The organism is Prolixibacteraceae bacterium (assembly GCA_019720755.1).
Taxonomy (GTDB): Bacteria; Bacteroidota; Bacteroidia; order Bacteroidales; family Prolixibacteraceae; genus Halosquirtibacter; species Halosquirtibacter laminarini.
This window is the reverse complement of record CP081303.1, coordinates 1,649,438-1,664,991: the sequence shown is the minus strand read 5'-3', so window position 1 is coordinate 1,664,991 and position 15,554 is coordinate 1,649,438. Positions and strand designations below refer to the sequence as shown.

Genomic DNA, 15,554 nt, shown 5'->3' with positions numbered 1-15,554 from the left:
TTCTAAGGTAATGTAAATTTAGCAATTTCACCAACGCACTCAAAAACAATATGTTGCTCTGTGTTTCAGTAAGTTAATATTCAATAGGTAAGACCCCTTGTGGGGTACCTAAATGATTACTTTTACCGCCTGTCATTTTGTGGCCATATTTTACGGGGACTTTTAGCCATTTCTTAATTAGTCGTAAAATCCTTGGATCAGTGATCCGCTCCTTTAAAGCAATCATCAATTTAGCATGTGGGATAGTATCAAAGTATTGACTTAAATCTGCATCATAAACTGACCTGTTTCCTTGTTGTAATTGTTCCTTTATCTCTCTGATCGCTCCTTTGCTGCTCCGTTTTGGGCGAAATCCATAAGAGCTTTCATCAAAGTCCGCCTCGAAGATCGGTTCAAGGATCAAAAGACACGCGGTCTGTGCAATTCTATCTCGGACTGTGGGGATACCTAAAGGACGTGTCTTGCCATTTGCCTTCTCGATCAGCTTGCGCTTTACCGCTTCTGGTCGATAGGTTTGTTGGCGTAAATCTTCTCTTAGTTCTTCTAAGTATCGGTCTACACCATAAAGCTCAACATCTTCTATACGCATCCCATCAACACCCGCACTACCATTATTCCTTCGTACTCGAACCCATGCTTCGCGCAGGATATACAATAGGAAAACTTTGTCGTATAGTACGTAAAACTTATTCTTTCGACTTTGTTTGGCTCTTCGATATAGATTCCGCTGTAAAGCAAGTACTCTTTATGCATCTGGAAGTTCTCGCTTCTTGCGTTTAAACAACAAACATTGTTTCTCAGTTGCTCCGTCTTGTTCTTGATACTTATTCATTTCTCAATTCTGACTAGCTTAGTTTATTCGATATCTTATTTATACAGTAATGTCCCTTCGCTACGCTTGCTTTTACCTTTTCAAGCATCATACACTAAATATAGACATCTCCGACTCCCTCATCTACTGGACTACTGTAATGTTAGGGGCTCTCACGTTCATGCGCAACCATTGACTTACATGCAACATCATATTACTCCGAGCAATCTCATCGCATTTGCCGTTGATTAGATAATCTATCTTCTCTAACATCTAACGTATGAGTAACAGGTTTCACCATATCTGGGAGGTTGACCATTGCTAAATTAGTCTAACGAAGCCTAACTGATGCAGCCTACAAGTCCGATTCATAAGAGCTTCATGATATTTGTTTCCAAATTACCATGTCATATGATCTTCAACCTGAACGGCAAATTGGGTTGGTAGACTCTTTCATTCTACTTGGTTTTTATTAATTTATATTAAACGCACGCCTCGTGACGCACCAGATAAAACACATCTGCACTACATTAAAACTCCTAAGATTTGAGAATACAAAATATTTAAAAAACAAAAAAAAACTCCCTCATCTCTTGTATTATAATTCTTTTATTGTATGTTTGTACTCAATATCGCATAAAATAAACTGCGATAAAGTTAGAAGTTATACATTATTAAAGAGATTTTTCTCCACTTCTACTCCATCATTTTTCGATGTTTATCACTTCTTTCTTCTCTCAAAAACAGAAGAGTGAAAAAACACACAATTGATTCGATTGTAAAGATAAATGATGGCGTCAAATAGTAACAAACACGCCCAAATTAAAGTTGGACAGTTCGTATTTTCTATCAGACAGGATAAAACCGTCTAGTTCCCTAAAAAAACTGTGGACTAATAAGACAACATCACATATTACAGAAAAGAATACGACTTCTTATAACAATTAGGTGTAATAACTTAAAACAGATTAAAACATCTGATCTTATGTCAGATAAATACTATCAATAATTAAATTTTTAAATAAATGGGAAGAAAAGAATACTTCGAAACACTAGAGTACTACAACATGTTAAAAAAGGATGCTGTAAAACACGATGAGAACATGTTGATTGACGGCATGAACAAAAGAGATTATCTTAAATCTATAGACAATCAAATAGCGCAAATCAAAAAAATGGCATGCCAGCGCTAATTACTAACGATACCATTTAAACCATACTTGTAACAGCTTTCTTTTCTTTTTTGAACAAGAAGAGCGTTACAAGAAAACCTTACAAACCTTTATCCAACTTAAATAAACCTCTTCGATGTAAATCGTTATTACTTCACACTTTTAAATAGTTTTTCTTAGACTCTATTTATCCTCAAAACACAACAATTGGTTCCCAAATTAAAATAATATCAGAGCATTCTTTATGACTCCAGAACACAGGGATCCCTACTCTCAATCACCATATCAGAACAAAATCGAGTAGGTAGGGGGATTACTCCCCCGTCCTCTAACACCACCGTACACACTCTCGTATACGGCGGTTTCAATTAACTCTGAACTTTTCGTAGTTTATCGACATATTGTATAGCCCTAATTTATCGAACCATTGCAAACTCATTGCTTGATGTGATTGTGGACTGCTTGACTTACGCCACCAACCCTTACCTGACAGTGCTAGAATCCAACTCTGCCATGTCCGAACTCCTAGATTATTCAGAAATCGTTTTGCTGCGATCGTTTTCTTGCATTGCTTCAATCGATAACATCTTAACTTTCTTCGAATCCATGCGTCGATATCATTCAATATACGTTTGCAACTTGCCCATTTAAAATAATTAAACCATCCTCGTAAGATAGGATTAAGTTCTTCTACAACTTGTTTCAGACTTCGTCCTCGGTTACGTTTGGTTACCATTCTTACCTTAGATTTAAGACGCGCGGTTCGAGATCTTCCAATGATAAGTGTTCCGTTGTTTAAGATAGTGTAGCCTAGTAGTTCGGTTTTACTACTCTCACAACTGATACTCTTTTCTTCATTGACTTTTAATTTAAGTTGAGAGGTGAGAAAGTTGCTTATCGATTTCTTTACTCTCTCGCTGGCTCTATGGCTGCGAACAAAAATGCTAAAATCGTCAGCATATCTTACAAAACAATGACCTCTAGATTCTAATTCTTTATCAAGTTCATCTAGTACAACGTTTGACAAAAGTGGTGATAAAGGACTACCTTGTGGGGTTCCTTTAATTCGTACAGATGTCACTCCCCCTTTCATAATTCCACATTGTAAGTAACGACGGATTAGTAAAAGTAGGCGTTGATCCTCTACTTTATGGCTTAATTTCCATATCAATCGGTCATGGTTCACTTCATCAAAGAAGCTCTTCATATCCATATCGACAACGTAGTACATGTCATCTGAAACATATTCACTCGCTTGTTTTAATGCCTGATGAGCACTACGTTTGGGACGAAATCCATAACTGTAATTTGAAAACTCATTCTCGTAAATTGGAGTTAATACCTGAGAAATAGCTTGTTGAATAACTCGATCCTGAACTGTAGGGATACCTAATTCGCGATCCCCTCCATTGGCTTTCGGAATCATAACACTCCGAACGGATTGAGGATAGTAAGTACCTAGCAAAATATTGTCAACCATTGATTCGCCATATTCGGCGTACCATGTTGAAAATTTTCCAACCGGTACTCGATCTATACCTGCGGCTCCTTTGTTTCGTTTCACCTGCTTAAATGCACGATGTAAATTATCGTGCGAACATACAATACCGATCAAGTCGGTAGCTAAGGCTCGTCCTTGTTTATTGACTCGTTTTACTTGCTTCCCCAATGATAGATTCGCGCCCTCTACGTGTTTACGATCTCCATATTGGTGTATAGTGTCCAGCCTCCGTTCCATGAACAGATCTAATTGGTACGCTATGTCTTGCTGATGCTCCATAAAATAAACGTTCGACTGACTGCTCCTTACGTTAATTGATTCAGACCTTCGTTTTCCTAAAAAAAAGAAAACTACTATGTCTTCTGCTGACTTCTCACTCTTATAAGTACCTATGGCCGATTGTCTCCTCTCGGTTTGTTACGGGTGCAACAGGTGGTGAGATCTCTCGGGATAAGGTAATAGACATTCCTTGCGTATCGCCTGATTTACTGCATGGAGTTACGGTTGAATTTCGGGCGTTCCCAATCTATAGCTCGGTTGCCCGCTCCAAGTCAGCCTTATATCAGATTTCTGTGCGTCAATACGTCAAGTTTGCTAATGGCTTCCTTCAGATCTGGAGTCACCTCCAACACCCTTGCCAATTGCTAATGTTTCCTATCAACTCGGCACATACAGAGACTTGCACTCTGCTAGACTATTACAATGCCCGACATACTAAAAAAAGGAGTTATTTGTCATAACTCCTTTTTCTTGGGGGAAAATCAATATAACATTGACACCAAATCTTACTACTTAAACATTCGAAAAGATTAACTAGAAATCATAAATTATGATTCAGAATTTACCTCTTCATTCTTTTTACGATAAGACTTTACTCTACTTTTTTCACTACGAGGATTTTTCTCTAAATACCCCTCCATAAAAGAGGCAATATTATCCATCTTAGAACGAAACTCGTCCATATCTTCTTGATAAAGATAAACCTTAAACTTATCGTAATAAAACTTACCATTTTGATCGACCTTCTTCTTGCTTTCAGTTAACACCATATAAGGATCGTCGTAACGAGTTTTCTTTACATCTAAGAAATAGGTTCTATTACCAGCTTTCACTACCTGAGAGTAAAGATCCTGTTGCCTAGCTTGATCTCTATCTCTGTCCTCACTAAATTCATTTTTTCTTTCGTCCGTCATAATTTCTCCATTTTAAAAAATAGATTAGCTACTCAAATATAGAAAATATTTTAGTACTTAACTTTTATTCACAGAAGATATTATTATGTTTTTTTTATAAACATACAAAACGTTTTAAGGCCTAATGACTTCCATCTAGAAAGAAGTTTGTATGACAAACTTTAAAACGATTGCATTTTACAATTATGTACAGACACAACTATTTACGACTAACATGAATATTCATTATTTTTCACAATAAAAGAAATAAGAGCAAGAAGTTTTGGGGGCACACAACAATGCTTTGGTAAAAGAGATGGAGCAATAATAGTCTAAAAAATAATCCCCATCCAATAATCGTTCGATTATCTGATGGGGATTATTATAGGTTAAAATGGAATCCGAATTAAAAGAATCCCCAGAAATCATCTCCATAAAGAAGCATGTTATCTATTTTCTGAAGCCCCATCTCCTCTCTTAATTTATCTAAGTTTGCTCTTGACTCTACACGATACAACCCTTTATGAGATTTATCTATCTGTACCATCTGTGTTCCATATTTCTGAGGACGATCCTCATAACGAGCCAACTTGTCATACAAATAAGCATATACCCCCCAAAGTGTTTCATTTGCTTCACAAGAAGCTTTGACAACAGATAAGTATTCTCGAATTTTCTCTGCGCTACTATTATATACAATCAATGCAGCAGCAAGTGTTGCATTACGTCCCAATTCACTATCCTTGGGCCATCCATTTTTCTCCACATAATTTGTTACAAATACAGCAAGATCCTTCTCAAGAAGCATTTTTTCTCTTCCTAAAAATCTCGATAAAGAAGAACTTCCAAGACCTTTTAATTCAAGAACACGATTTTGATAATCTAACAACTCCCATGTAGCACGTATATTCCATAAATCTTTCGAAGTTTTAAGACTCTTATACTCCCCATACTTCTTCTGGGTGTTCTCAATGATCATATCCTCAAAAGTAATCCAAGACTCGCTACCCCAATAGTAATAGAAAGCAGGATCTCTTAATACTTTTACAGTACTATCCCTTTTACATGCAATGTATAAATAACGAAATGTAGAGTCTTGGTTTCCGTCAAATGCATAAGCTCTAGCAACTTTATAAGCACGTTGCTTCTTAGTAAAGCGTGAAACTTTGGAGTTGTAATCCTTTTTGTACCCCTCAATCGCTTTCTTTAAATTTCCAGCTTCCAAATATCTATCTGATATCGATTTATTCTGACTTTGTACAGAAAAAACAGACAGAAACAATATTCCCAATGTCGTCGCAATTCTTTTCATAGATTTAAAATTTCATATTACTTTAATAGACAGAGTTTCACTCTACATTTTTTTCATCAAAGTTGTTAGTCATCAAAAGTGCAAATGTGTTACATAATTATTTATATTTTTCACGCTTAATAATCAAATAAGTCTTAAAGGAGAAAAAAAAACCCTTTGCTACATAAAAATGTAGACAAAGGGATTTAGATAAAAGACTACCGCTATTACTTTGCAGGACTATACGCCGCTATTACGCCACCTGTAATAGTTACCAAGTCCACATAAGACATCTGAAGTTTGTATATTGCGTTTAACTGCGCTGTCTTGGCATTAAAATACATCACCTGTACATCTCGAAAGTTGAACGAATTAATGGCTCCAGATCGAAGCTTTTGAATCGATATATCTAAATTTAGCTTTGCAGCCCCCACCTGCTCATCTGACAGATGAAGGAGAGACTTGTTTACATCATATAGATCATAGTATTGTCCCAACTGATTCGCAAGAGAAAGCTTCATATCATCAATCTTGAGATCTGATATCTCTTTATTGATTTTGGCTACCTGAATTGCGCGTTTACGGGTTCCTCCACTAAAAATATTATAGCTTAGACGGATACCAACAGAAGGGTTTGTTGTCACACCAGGGATCATATTAGGATGTTGTGGACTAGACTCACTATAACTTTCAGTGATCGCCCCATTCAAAGAGATTGTAGGAAACATTTTAGACTTAGCCAATCCTTGTTCATCTACCATCAACTTCTGATTGAGATATTGATTTTTAAGGTTATTATTATCATGATACATCTTATCCAAAAGATCTGCCATCACAAAATCTTTATCTTCTGCAGATAATTCACCTTGAACCCCCCATATTGATTTACTTGAATCTTCTCCCATCACATATGAAAGATTACGCCTAGCATTCTTTGCTGTCACCTTTTGAGAAAGATAGTTTCCTTGATCTTCCAACCACGCATTCTGTGCTTGTAGAAGCTCATATTTTGTCTTAGAACCCATCTCAGCCAATCTTTTTGCCTGATCATAACGATCCTTTGATAAAGTCACCATCTCTTTTCTAACGATCTCTTTTTCTTTCTCTACTCGAGCTAAATACCAAGCAGAAATAATTTTTCGTATCACACCTTCCACAACAACAGAAGCTTGTCCTCCAGAGAGTGACTCTAAATCAGTAAGCTTCTGCTTCGTAATCTTAACACGAAAACCATCAAACAAGACCCAATCCACATTAGCCATAACATTTGCACTATAAACAGTCATGTTTTGATCTTTCTGATACATTGGTGAAATATCCCCTTTCATCGAGAAGGAGATTGTAGGATAACGTCCAGCATTACCCCAATTATTATTGGTGGTTGCTATATCTAGATTTTTATCCGAAATCAGGATATCAAAATTGTTTTTCAACCCGATCTCAATAGCTTGCTCAAGTGTTAATGCCTCTTGGGCACTCCCCACTATAGGGGAGATAGCCAAAAGGACAATCACAAATAAACATTTAACATTTCTCTTTATCATGAGTTCTTCTATTACAATTCAAAATCATCTTCATTACGAGTATCATCAATCTCACGCGCCATAGCCTTATCAAGAGTTTCAGAGATCTTTTGATCACGAACTGCTGTTTCGACACTCTCTGGAGTTGCACTATGATCGCCTTTTAAGCGAGCATAAAACAGACGGAATTCATTGGCAATTACAATATAAACAGGTAGCACTGTTAGAATAAAGAATGTTCCAATCAATATACCATATGCCAGTGAGATAGCCATCGGTTTAATAAAGACAGTATCACTACTTGTTTCTCTAATAAGAGGAAAAAGTCCAGCAGAAGTTGTGATAGTTGTCAACATAATAGGGCGGAAACGTGATTTGGCTGCTTCAATTACAGAAGGTATCATATGAAACCCTCGTTTCAAATTCTGATTATATCGATCAAGTAACACCACCGCATCATTGATAATAGTACCAGACAATGCAACCATTCCCCAAAGGCTCATAGAAGAGAAAGAAATACCCTCGATAAAGTGTCCCCATAAAGCTGCAATAATACCGAATGGAATCATCGCTACGATCATCATACCTTGAGTGAAAGATCTAAAGAATATGATGATAATAATCCATATAACAAAGAAGGCTATTCCAAAAGACAAAACAATACTACCAGACTCTTCTTTTGCATCTTTGATCTGACCTTGATGCATGTAAGAGACACCTGGATGGTTCGCCAATATTTTCGGTAATATTTGGTTCTCTATTTTTTCAATGATTGGAGGGACCGACTCTTTCTCATTTACCATATAAGCATCAATACGGATCTCCATTTTTCCATTAAAATGATTAATCGAGGTCAATCCTCTTTGAATATCCATCTCTGCAATTTCAGAAAGAGGATACATTCCTTTAGGCGTACGAATCATCATCTTTTCAAGTTGTCCAACGGAACGTCTACTCTCCAAAGGATAGCGTACGTAGAACCAAATCTCATCCCTTCCATTCTGAATACGTTGAGACAATCCTCCATAGAAAGATTGGCGTACTTGAGTCATTACCATTACTTCATTCAAGCCCAAAGCATACGCTGAAGGTTTCAACTTCACAATAACCTCCTGCGAACCAATCTGGTTATTATCCATCACATTATAAAGAGAAGAGAATTTACCCAATTCGCTCTTAAATTCACGAGACGCTTCTTCCAATTCCTCTTTACTATTACCTAATAAACTAATAGAAACAGGTGCACCAAAACGGTTACTAGCACCAACAGTAAACTTGTAGGCATCTTGTATCTTTCCCACTTTCTCTGAAATAGCTACTTTCACAATATGTGAACTCATCTTAGACTTGTCCATCTTACGCAAGAAGACACGAATATTTCCAGTATTGGTTCCGGATTCGGTTCCATTAAACGCCCAACCAGTATTCATAGCAATACTCTCAATAGGAACTTCTTCTCCATACTTCTCGGCCAACTCTTTATTTACTAGTTTCATCTTATCAACGACAGAACGCAAACGAGCAATTGTCACCTCTTCGTTCACTCCCGGTTTCATACAAAGATCTATGACAAAGTTATCTTCTGAAACAGGAGGAAAAACAGTAGTTGAAATACGTCCACTAGTTAACAATCCCACGGTGATGATAATGATAGTAGTAAAGATACTTACAGAGATCAGTTTATACTTCAACAACCAATGTAGTAGAGGAAGGTATAAACGATCACGAACTCCAAAAATGACTTTATCAAAGAAATTACGAACCTTACCATACCACCCATCTTTATTCAATGGTTTCAATACAGACTCTGAAGCAAGGTGACCAGGAAGGACAAACATTCCTTCAAATAGAGAGAACACCAAACAGAGAACAACAATAGCTGCCATCTCATACATCATCTCTAAATTACCTTCAATAAAGAATAGAGGACAGAAAGCTATGATTGTTGTACTTACAGATGTAAGTACTGCAGGGATCACCTCTAACGTACCATCGATAGCCGCACGTCTTGGACTTTTACCCATCTCAAAATGTGTAAAGATATTTTCTCCAATGACAATACCATCATCAACCAAGATACCTACAATCAATATCATTCCGAAAACAGAGATAAAGTTAATGGTTATCCCCATCATATTGGCTACAATAAACATTCCCAGGAAAGATGAAGGAATACCCCAAGCAACCCATAATGATAGCCTAAAACTCAAGAAAACACTCAATGCGAGAACAACAAGAATCATTCCCATCATTCCATTGCTATACAAGATATCAAGTTGGGCATCCAAGAAGTCTTTGAAGTCACGAACAACTTCTAGATCCATATCTTTGTTCGCCTCATTAAACTTCACACAATAGTCGCTAATGAAATTAGAAATCTTCTCTAAATCTTCAGTACGCAATTTCTCTATAACAAAGAATGCAGAACGATCTCCATCAACAAACGATTTATATGGAATATCCTCAAATTGATAATGGACTTCGGCAACATCCTTAATTCTCACCAAATCGCCATTAGTATTGGCACGAACAACAATATTTTCTATATCATCAGGGCGTACAGAGCGCTCTCTTGCATTAATTTTTATCTCCTCACGGTGATTCTTTATCACCCCTCCAAAAATATCTAAATTATTATTAGAGATAGCAGTTTGAATATCTTGTAATGTCAAGCTATAACGTCGTAACATAGATTCGTTCACCTCTACAGACATCTCCATTCTTGAAGGATAGCCATAGATCGTAATCTGTGAAACCAAACCAGAAGCTCTCAGATCATCTTCGATTTTTTGGGAACGCTCTTTAATCTTCATCAGGTCATTCTCTTCCGAACTTAACCTCATAAATAGTGCAATAGTTTTTGCCTTTTGTTTGGCAACGACAGGTTTCTCTGCTCCAGCAGGAAAATTGCTAATTCCATCGACTGCATTCTTTACATCCGTAAGAACCTCGTCTACATTGTAGTCGTTTTCAACAACAACAGTCACATTAGCACTGTTCTCTCTTGACACAGAAGAAAACTCTTTCATCCCAACAGTACCGCGAAGAGCATCCTCTATTAAAGAGGTAACCCCTTCGTCCATCTCTTTTGGGGTAGCCCCTTGGTAAGTAACCGTAATGGAAATATTATGTGACTCTATCAAAGGAAAAGAAGCCTTCTTCATCAACCCCATAGAAATACCTCCTAATAACAATAGGGAGGTAATAATAATCTTTCCGTAAAAGGGGTATTTTACGAAAAGTGAAACTATTCTTTTTAACATACGAAACGATTCTTTTTCTTATTGCATCAATGCATTTACCTTCATTCCATCATATGCACCGATCAACGACTCAATAACCAAAACTTCATCGTTAGATAGACCATTGATATACATAAAATCTTCATTCTTATACACGACATTTACGGTCGCCTTTTTAATCTTTCCATCTCTTTCCACATAGACCATGTCTCCTTTAAAGATCGCTTCACGAGGCACTTCCATTACCCCTTTAAGAAAGTTCTTTTCAAACTGAACATCTACATATTGTCCAGAGAATATCTCATTTCCACGATATGCAAGGTATACATTCTGACTCTGTGTACTAGGATCAATAAAGTTTGCTTTTCTAATCACTTTTGTCTTCGATAAATCACCATCCTCTTCGACTACAGTCACAGTATCACCAACACCCACTTTCTTTGCATCACGAATAAGAACAGGAACAACTACCTCATAATTATTCGTACGGATAATACTTGCCACAGCAGTTCCTGGAGAAGTAATACTTCCAACCTCTTTGTTTACTGTAATATAAGAACCACTAAAAGGAGCACGAACAGTATACTTAGAAAGCATTATTTCCATTTTTCGAATCTCATAATAATCCCCCAATACATTCTTAGAAGCCATGTATATTTTCTCTTTACCCGAAGTTATCTTTGGCAATTCAGGCATCGCTTTCTCAACTGAAATATATTCAAAAAAACGATTCCATTTTTCGTATTCGTTAGGAAGATCCACATAAACATCCGCAAGTACTACTGAAAGAGATTTTAGGAATCTACTACGAGAAGCAATCAATGAAGCTCTAAAATCTTCACTAAAGACTCTAAATAGAACTTCTCCTCTTTTAAAGCTCACCCCCTCTTTTAATAAAACGTTTCCTGCCATTAGACGACCTTGTACTTCGGCACCAAGCTGAACAATAGCATTAGAGCTAACTCTACCAGAATAATGAAAAGGAACCATCATATCCTTGTACTCTACACGCTGACACTTCACACCATAAATGGTCTCTACTTTCTTTTTCACACTTGGAACTTTTTTGGTATTATTCAGAAACATTACCGTCCCGACACCTGCCAAAAGAATCCCCAAAGCAATTAAAACTCCAACTATTTTTTTATTCATAATTAATATATTACTACAATGTGTATATGTTCAACAGAAGGACTTAAACATAAAGTCTACTTTACTCCATCAAAGATGAAATTATTACTACTAAGAATAAAAAAGATTCAATAAAATGACTACTTCCTTCAAAAAAAGGGTTGTTTGACCAACAAACATATTATTTGCATCCAAAGACCACTTTATTGAACAAAAGAAGCAACTGATTGAAAAGAGAACATCCAAAGGAAACAACCCAAAGAAATAAGTTATCTTTGTAAATAATCTTTAAAATTATAATCAAATCATTTTAGGTTACATATGTTTCCAATCATAGATATATTTAAAAAAAATCAGTGGCATTTTATCACATGGAGTATTGTTTTCTTTATCTTCATTTTGGCATCCAACAATTTTGGATGGAAATTTGCACTTCGAAGTTCGTTAATCAATACTACAGGGGTAATGATTATTACCTATACAAACATCTACCTATTACTTCCAAGATACCTAAAACCTAGAGGAGCTTTTTCGTTCATCTATGCAATATTATCTTTGGTAATGGTAATATTAATGATGGTTTTATTCTGCATTCTTCATAAACACCTACTGTACCCATTAATAAAAGACACATTTTTTCATGGTGCAGAATTCCGTCCAATATATCCTGCATTTAGCTATATGGCGACTTACTTGATCACTCTATTCCTAAGCACGTCTATTTTTATCTCTTTTAAGGGGAAAGAAGCACAAATCAAGTGGGAGAAAATTTTATTAGAGAAAAAAGATATCGAATTGAAATATTTAAGAGGACAAATCAATCCACACTTTCTCTTCAACACGCTTAATAATGTATACAGTCAAGTATATATGAAAGAAGAGGGTGCTGCTGACAATATTCTAAGACTCTCTGACATGCTTAGATATATTATTGATGACTGTGCAGCAAATACAGTACCGTTACAGAAAGAGATTGACTATTTAAATAACTTTATTGATTTTCAATGTTTAAAATCGGATAAACCTCTAAATATTCATTTTAAAACAGACATAGAAGATCCAGATATTCAGATCTCTCCTCTTCTCTTTATTCCAATTGTTGAAAACTGTTTCAAACATGGGAAAGTAACCTCTTCTCCTGACAGCTTTGTCTCAATATACCTCCTTCAGAAGGGTAACAAAATAGAGCTAAATGCAAAAAACAGCATTACGCCTAGAGGAGAGACAATTTCACAAAGGAAAGGTATTGGAATTAAAAACTTAAGGAAAAGATTGGAGTTAATCTATACAAAAAGACATTTACTAAATATGAATGAAGCGCATGACATCTTCCATGTGGAGATGATCATTCATCTAAAATAAATTGGAATCATGAGAACCTGTATTATCATCGATGACGAACATCTAGCAAGAAAACTACTACAAGGCTATGTAGAAAAAATACCTAATCTTGAAGTTGTAGAAACTTTCGACAATGCCATTGATGCAATCACATACCTTCAAGACCAAACGGTAGATTTGATCTTCCTAGATATTCAGATGCCTCATATAACGGGAATCGAGTTTATAAAGACAATTAAAATAGATTCAAAGATAATAATAACTTCAGCCTTCTCAGAATACGCTGTCGATAGTTTTAATTACGATGTTTTTGACTATTTACTTAAACCTATTGCTTTTCCTAGATTTTTTAAGGCAACAAACAAAGCACTTGATTTTATTGAAAATCATGAAGAGGAAGAGAGTGTTAAAGACAATATTATACAGAAAACACAAAAAGATTATCTTACAATCAAAGCAGATTATCGTCTTTATAAAATTAACTTTGAGGATATTATCTACATTGAAGGTCAAAGAGAGTATGTCACTTTTCATACAAAAAAACGACGAATTACAGCATACTATTCTCTAAAATCTCTAACTGAAACATTACCTCAAAATCGTTTTATTCGTATACATAAATCCTATATAGTTTCAATTGCTTCAATCGAAACCCTAGAAGGAAATCAATTAGAAGTAGGAGGAGAAAAACTTCCAATTGGTAAAAGCTATAAGAATGATGTGATGGATATCTTTCAATAATAACCTTAAACTTTTATAGGCACTCCTCTGTTTCAATAAATAAAAGCACTATTATGAAAATATTAGTTATTGGAGCACACGGACTCATAGGAAAAGAGGTGGTAGCACTACTTTCCAAGACCCCAAAATACGAAATCATCGAGGTTGGTCATAGAAAAGGAAGTTTAAAAGTGGACATGACAAGCCCTGAAAGTATTGTTGGTTTGTTCAAACATATCGGAACTGTCGATGCAATTATTTCCACGGCAGGAAATGCAAGATTAGGAACCTATGAATTGCTATCTGAAGAGGACTTCTGGATGGCTATTCATAACAAACTAATGGGACAAGTTAATTTGGTACGCTATGGATACCCATTCCTTAATCCTGAAGGTATGTTTATACTCTCGAGTGGTATTCTTGCCAAAGAGCCTATGTATGGAGCAAGCTCTATAAGCATGGCTAATGCTGGAATAGATGCATTTGTAAAAGCAGTTGCATTAGAAATGACCAAAAGTCATCGAGTGAATTCTATCTCTCCACCATTTGTGAAAGAGACCATGGAAATGCTAAAGATGGATAGTAGTACTGGTACACCTGCAAAGGATGTTGCACTTATCTATAAAAAATGTCTCGAAGACAACAAAACAGGTAAAATATATGATGTTCGTAAGTACATCTAACAAAACAAAAGAGATACAAGCTTTTTAAACTAAAGCATTTGTATCTCTTTTATATTTTATTTCCAAAAGTATTTTCCTTTACTCTATTTTCAAAAAAGAAAACGAATCTCTCTCGATTCTTCTATCCCTCAATAACAACTACCCAAAATAATACCCCTTTGAAAATAGTAGAATTATACTATTACATCTTAATGATCACGAACAAATACTGGCATATTAGGTTTAGACATATCCGTATGATAATAGTATCCAGAAACATCAAAACCTAGTAATCCTTCCGCATCACAAATACCGTTTTCTAAAATATATCGTGTCATCAACCCCCTAGCCCGTTTTGCCCAAAAAGAGACCACTTTATAATTATCACCTTTCAAATCTTTAAATATAGGAGTCACAACCTCTGCATTCAATTTCTTCATGTCTATCGACTTCGAATACTCAGTGCTTGCAAGATTCACTACAATCTGATCATTGTCTCTATCAATCTCTTTATTTAAAAGATCAGTTGTTCGACTCTTCCAATAAGCATAAAGATTCTTGTAAGATTCGAAAGAGAACTTCGTCCCCATCTCTAATCTATATGCTTGTATTAAATCCGACGGACCCAACACTCCATACAGTCCAGAAAGTATTCGCAATGAGTTATTAGCACGTTTTAAGGCTTCACTAGATAGAGTCTCTACATCAAGGTTCGTATATACTTCACCACGAAAAGCCCAAAGTGCAGGGAAATGACTTTTTTTATTATCTGTAAAATCCCAGTTAGCATATCTATTATAGTTTAAGTTTGCCAAATCACTACTAATAGACATCAGGGACTGCAACTCCTCAGAAGAAAGTTCTTGTAAATGCCTTACCAATTCATTGGCATCCGCATTAAACACGGGTAGCTTTAATTCGACATCTGAAGAAACTTTCTGTTCAAAATCAATCTTCTTTGCAGGTGACAACAATAATTTCATAAAAA

12 protein-coding genes are annotated in these 15,554 nt (G+C 35.8%); 4 read left to right on the top strand and 8 right to left on the bottom strand.

Annotated elements, in window-relative coordinates; translation table 11 throughout:
* Nucleotides 1-73: 73 nt before the first annotated feature.
* Nucleotides 74-655 (bottom strand): hypothetical protein, encoded by a 582-nt coding sequence (locus K4L44_06745; GenBank protein ID QZE15524.1) that lies wholly within the window; start codon nt 653-655, stop codon nt 74-76.
* 1,181 nt (nt 656-1,836) lie between these two features.
* Between K4L44_06745 and K4L44_06740 the strand changes: the two genes are divergently transcribed.
* On the top strand, nt 1,837-2,004 hold the full coding sequence (locus tag K4L44_06740; protein QZE15523.1) for a hypothetical protein: 168 nt from the start codon (nt 1,837-1,839) through the stop codon (nt 2,002-2,004).
* Nucleotides 2,005-2,347: 343 nt separating this feature from the next.
* On the opposite strand, the gene ltrA is transcribed toward K4L44_06740, so the two are convergent.
* The 6 genes from ltrA to K4L44_06710 all read right to left on the bottom strand — a co-directional run bounded on the left by ltrA (nt 2,348) and on the right by K4L44_06710 (nt 11,864).
* The gene (gene ltrA, locus K4L44_06735; GenBank protein ID QZE15522.1) at nt 2,348-3,763 is read right to left on the bottom strand and encodes a group II intron reverse transcriptase/maturase; all 1,416 of its coding nucleotides are present in this window, start codon (nt 3,761-3,763) and stop codon (nt 2,348-2,350) included.
* Between the two features lie 548 nt (nt 3,764-4,311).
* Entirely contained in the window at nt 4,312-4,677 is a 366-nt protein-coding gene (locus K4L44_06730; protein QZE15521.1) for a PUR family DNA/RNA-binding protein, read from the bottom strand.
* Nucleotides 4,678-5,062: 385 nt separating this feature from the next.
* Entirely contained in the window at nt 5,063-5,968 is a 906-nt protein-coding gene (locus K4L44_06725) for a hypothetical protein (protein QZE15520.1), read from the bottom strand.
* A gap of 206 nt (nt 5,969-6,174) precedes the next feature.
* Nucleotides 6,175-7,491: a TolC family protein gene (locus K4L44_06720; protein QZE15519.1), complete on the bottom strand. Its 1,317-nt coding sequence runs from the start codon at nt 7,489-7,491 to the stop codon at nt 6,175-6,177.
* An 11-nt stretch (nt 7,492-7,502) separates the two neighbouring features.
* A complete protein-coding gene (locus K4L44_06715) occupies nt 7,503-10,733 on the bottom strand; it encodes an efflux RND transporter permease subunit (GenBank protein ID QZE15518.1) in 3,231 nt (1,076 codons plus the stop codon).
* A gap of 18 nt (nt 10,734-10,751) precedes the next feature.
* Nucleotides 10,752-11,864 carry an HlyD family efflux transporter periplasmic adaptor subunit gene (locus tag K4L44_06710; GenBank protein QZE15517.1) on the bottom strand — a complete coding sequence of 371 codons (1,113 nt, stop codon included), beginning with the start codon at nt 11,862-11,864 and terminating at the stop codon, nt 10,752-10,754.
* A gap of 300 nt (nt 11,865-12,164) precedes the next feature.
* Between K4L44_06710 and K4L44_06705 the strand changes: the two genes are divergently transcribed.
* From K4L44_06705 to K4L44_06695, 3 genes are read left to right on the top strand one after another with little or no spacing between them, the layout of a single operon-like run.
* Entirely contained in the window at nt 12,165-13,205 is a 1,041-nt protein-coding gene (locus tag K4L44_06705; GenBank protein QZE15516.1) for a histidine kinase, read from the top strand.
* Nucleotides 13,206-13,214: 9 nt separating this feature from the next.
* A complete protein-coding gene (locus tag K4L44_06700) occupies nt 13,215-13,925 on the top strand; it encodes a LytTR family DNA-binding domain-containing protein (protein QZE15515.1) in 711 nt (236 codons plus the stop codon).
* A gap of 53 nt (nt 13,926-13,978) precedes the next feature.
* Nucleotides 13,979-14,587: a short chain dehydrogenase gene (locus tag K4L44_06695; GenBank protein QZE15514.1), complete on the top strand. Its 609-nt coding sequence runs from the start codon at nt 13,979-13,981 to the stop codon at nt 14,585-14,587.
* Between the two features lie 188 nt (nt 14,588-14,775).
* On the opposite strand, the gene yaaA is transcribed toward K4L44_06695, so the two are convergent.
* Nucleotides 14,776-15,549: a peroxide stress protein YaaA gene (gene yaaA, locus K4L44_06690; protein ID QZE15513.1), complete on the bottom strand. Its 774-nt coding sequence runs from the start codon at nt 15,547-15,549 to the stop codon at nt 14,776-14,778.
* Nucleotides 15,550-15,554: the final 5 nt, after the last annotated feature.

Excerpts from the sequence above, each read along its gene's own strand:
- yaaA (QZE15513.1), bottom strand. The coding sequence starts at position 15,549 with ATGAAATTATTGTTGTCACCTGCAAAGAAGATTGATTTTGAACAGAAA.
- K4L44_06715 (QZE15518.1), bottom strand. The coding sequence starts at position 10,733 with ATGTTAAAAAGAATAGTTTCACTTTTCGTAAAATACCCCTTTTACGGA.
- K4L44_06720 (QZE15519.1), bottom strand. The coding sequence starts at position 7,491 with ATGATAAAGAGAAATGTTAAATGTTTATTTGTGATTGTCCTTTTGGCT.
- K4L44_06705 (QZE15516.1), top strand. The coding sequence starts at position 12,165 with ATGTTTCCAATCATAGATATATTTAAAAAAAATCAGTGGCATTTTATC.
- ltrA (QZE15522.1), bottom strand. The coding sequence starts at position 3,763 with ATGGAGCATCAGCAAGACATAGCGTACCAATTAGATCTGTTCATGGAA.
- K4L44_06695 (QZE15514.1), top strand. The coding sequence starts at position 13,979 with ATGAAAATATTAGTTATTGGAGCACACGGACTCATAGGAAAAGAGGTG.
- K4L44_06740 (QZE15523.1), top strand. The coding sequence starts at position 1,837 with ATGGGAAGAAAAGAATACTTCGAAACACTAGAGTACTACAACATGTTA.
- K4L44_06710 (QZE15517.1), bottom strand. The coding sequence starts at position 11,864 with ATGAATAAAAAAATAGTTGGAGTTTTAATTGCTTTGGGGATTCTTTTG.
- K4L44_06725 (QZE15520.1), bottom strand. The coding sequence starts at position 5,968 with ATGAAAAGAATTGCGACGACATTGGGAATATTGTTTCTGTCTGTTTTT.
- K4L44_06700 (QZE15515.1), top strand. The coding sequence starts at position 13,215 with ATGAGAACCTGTATTATCATCGATGACGAACATCTAGCAAGAAAACTA.
- K4L44_06730 (QZE15521.1), bottom strand. The coding sequence starts at position 4,677 with ATGACGGACGAAAGAAAAAATGAATTTAGTGAGGACAGAGATAGAGAT.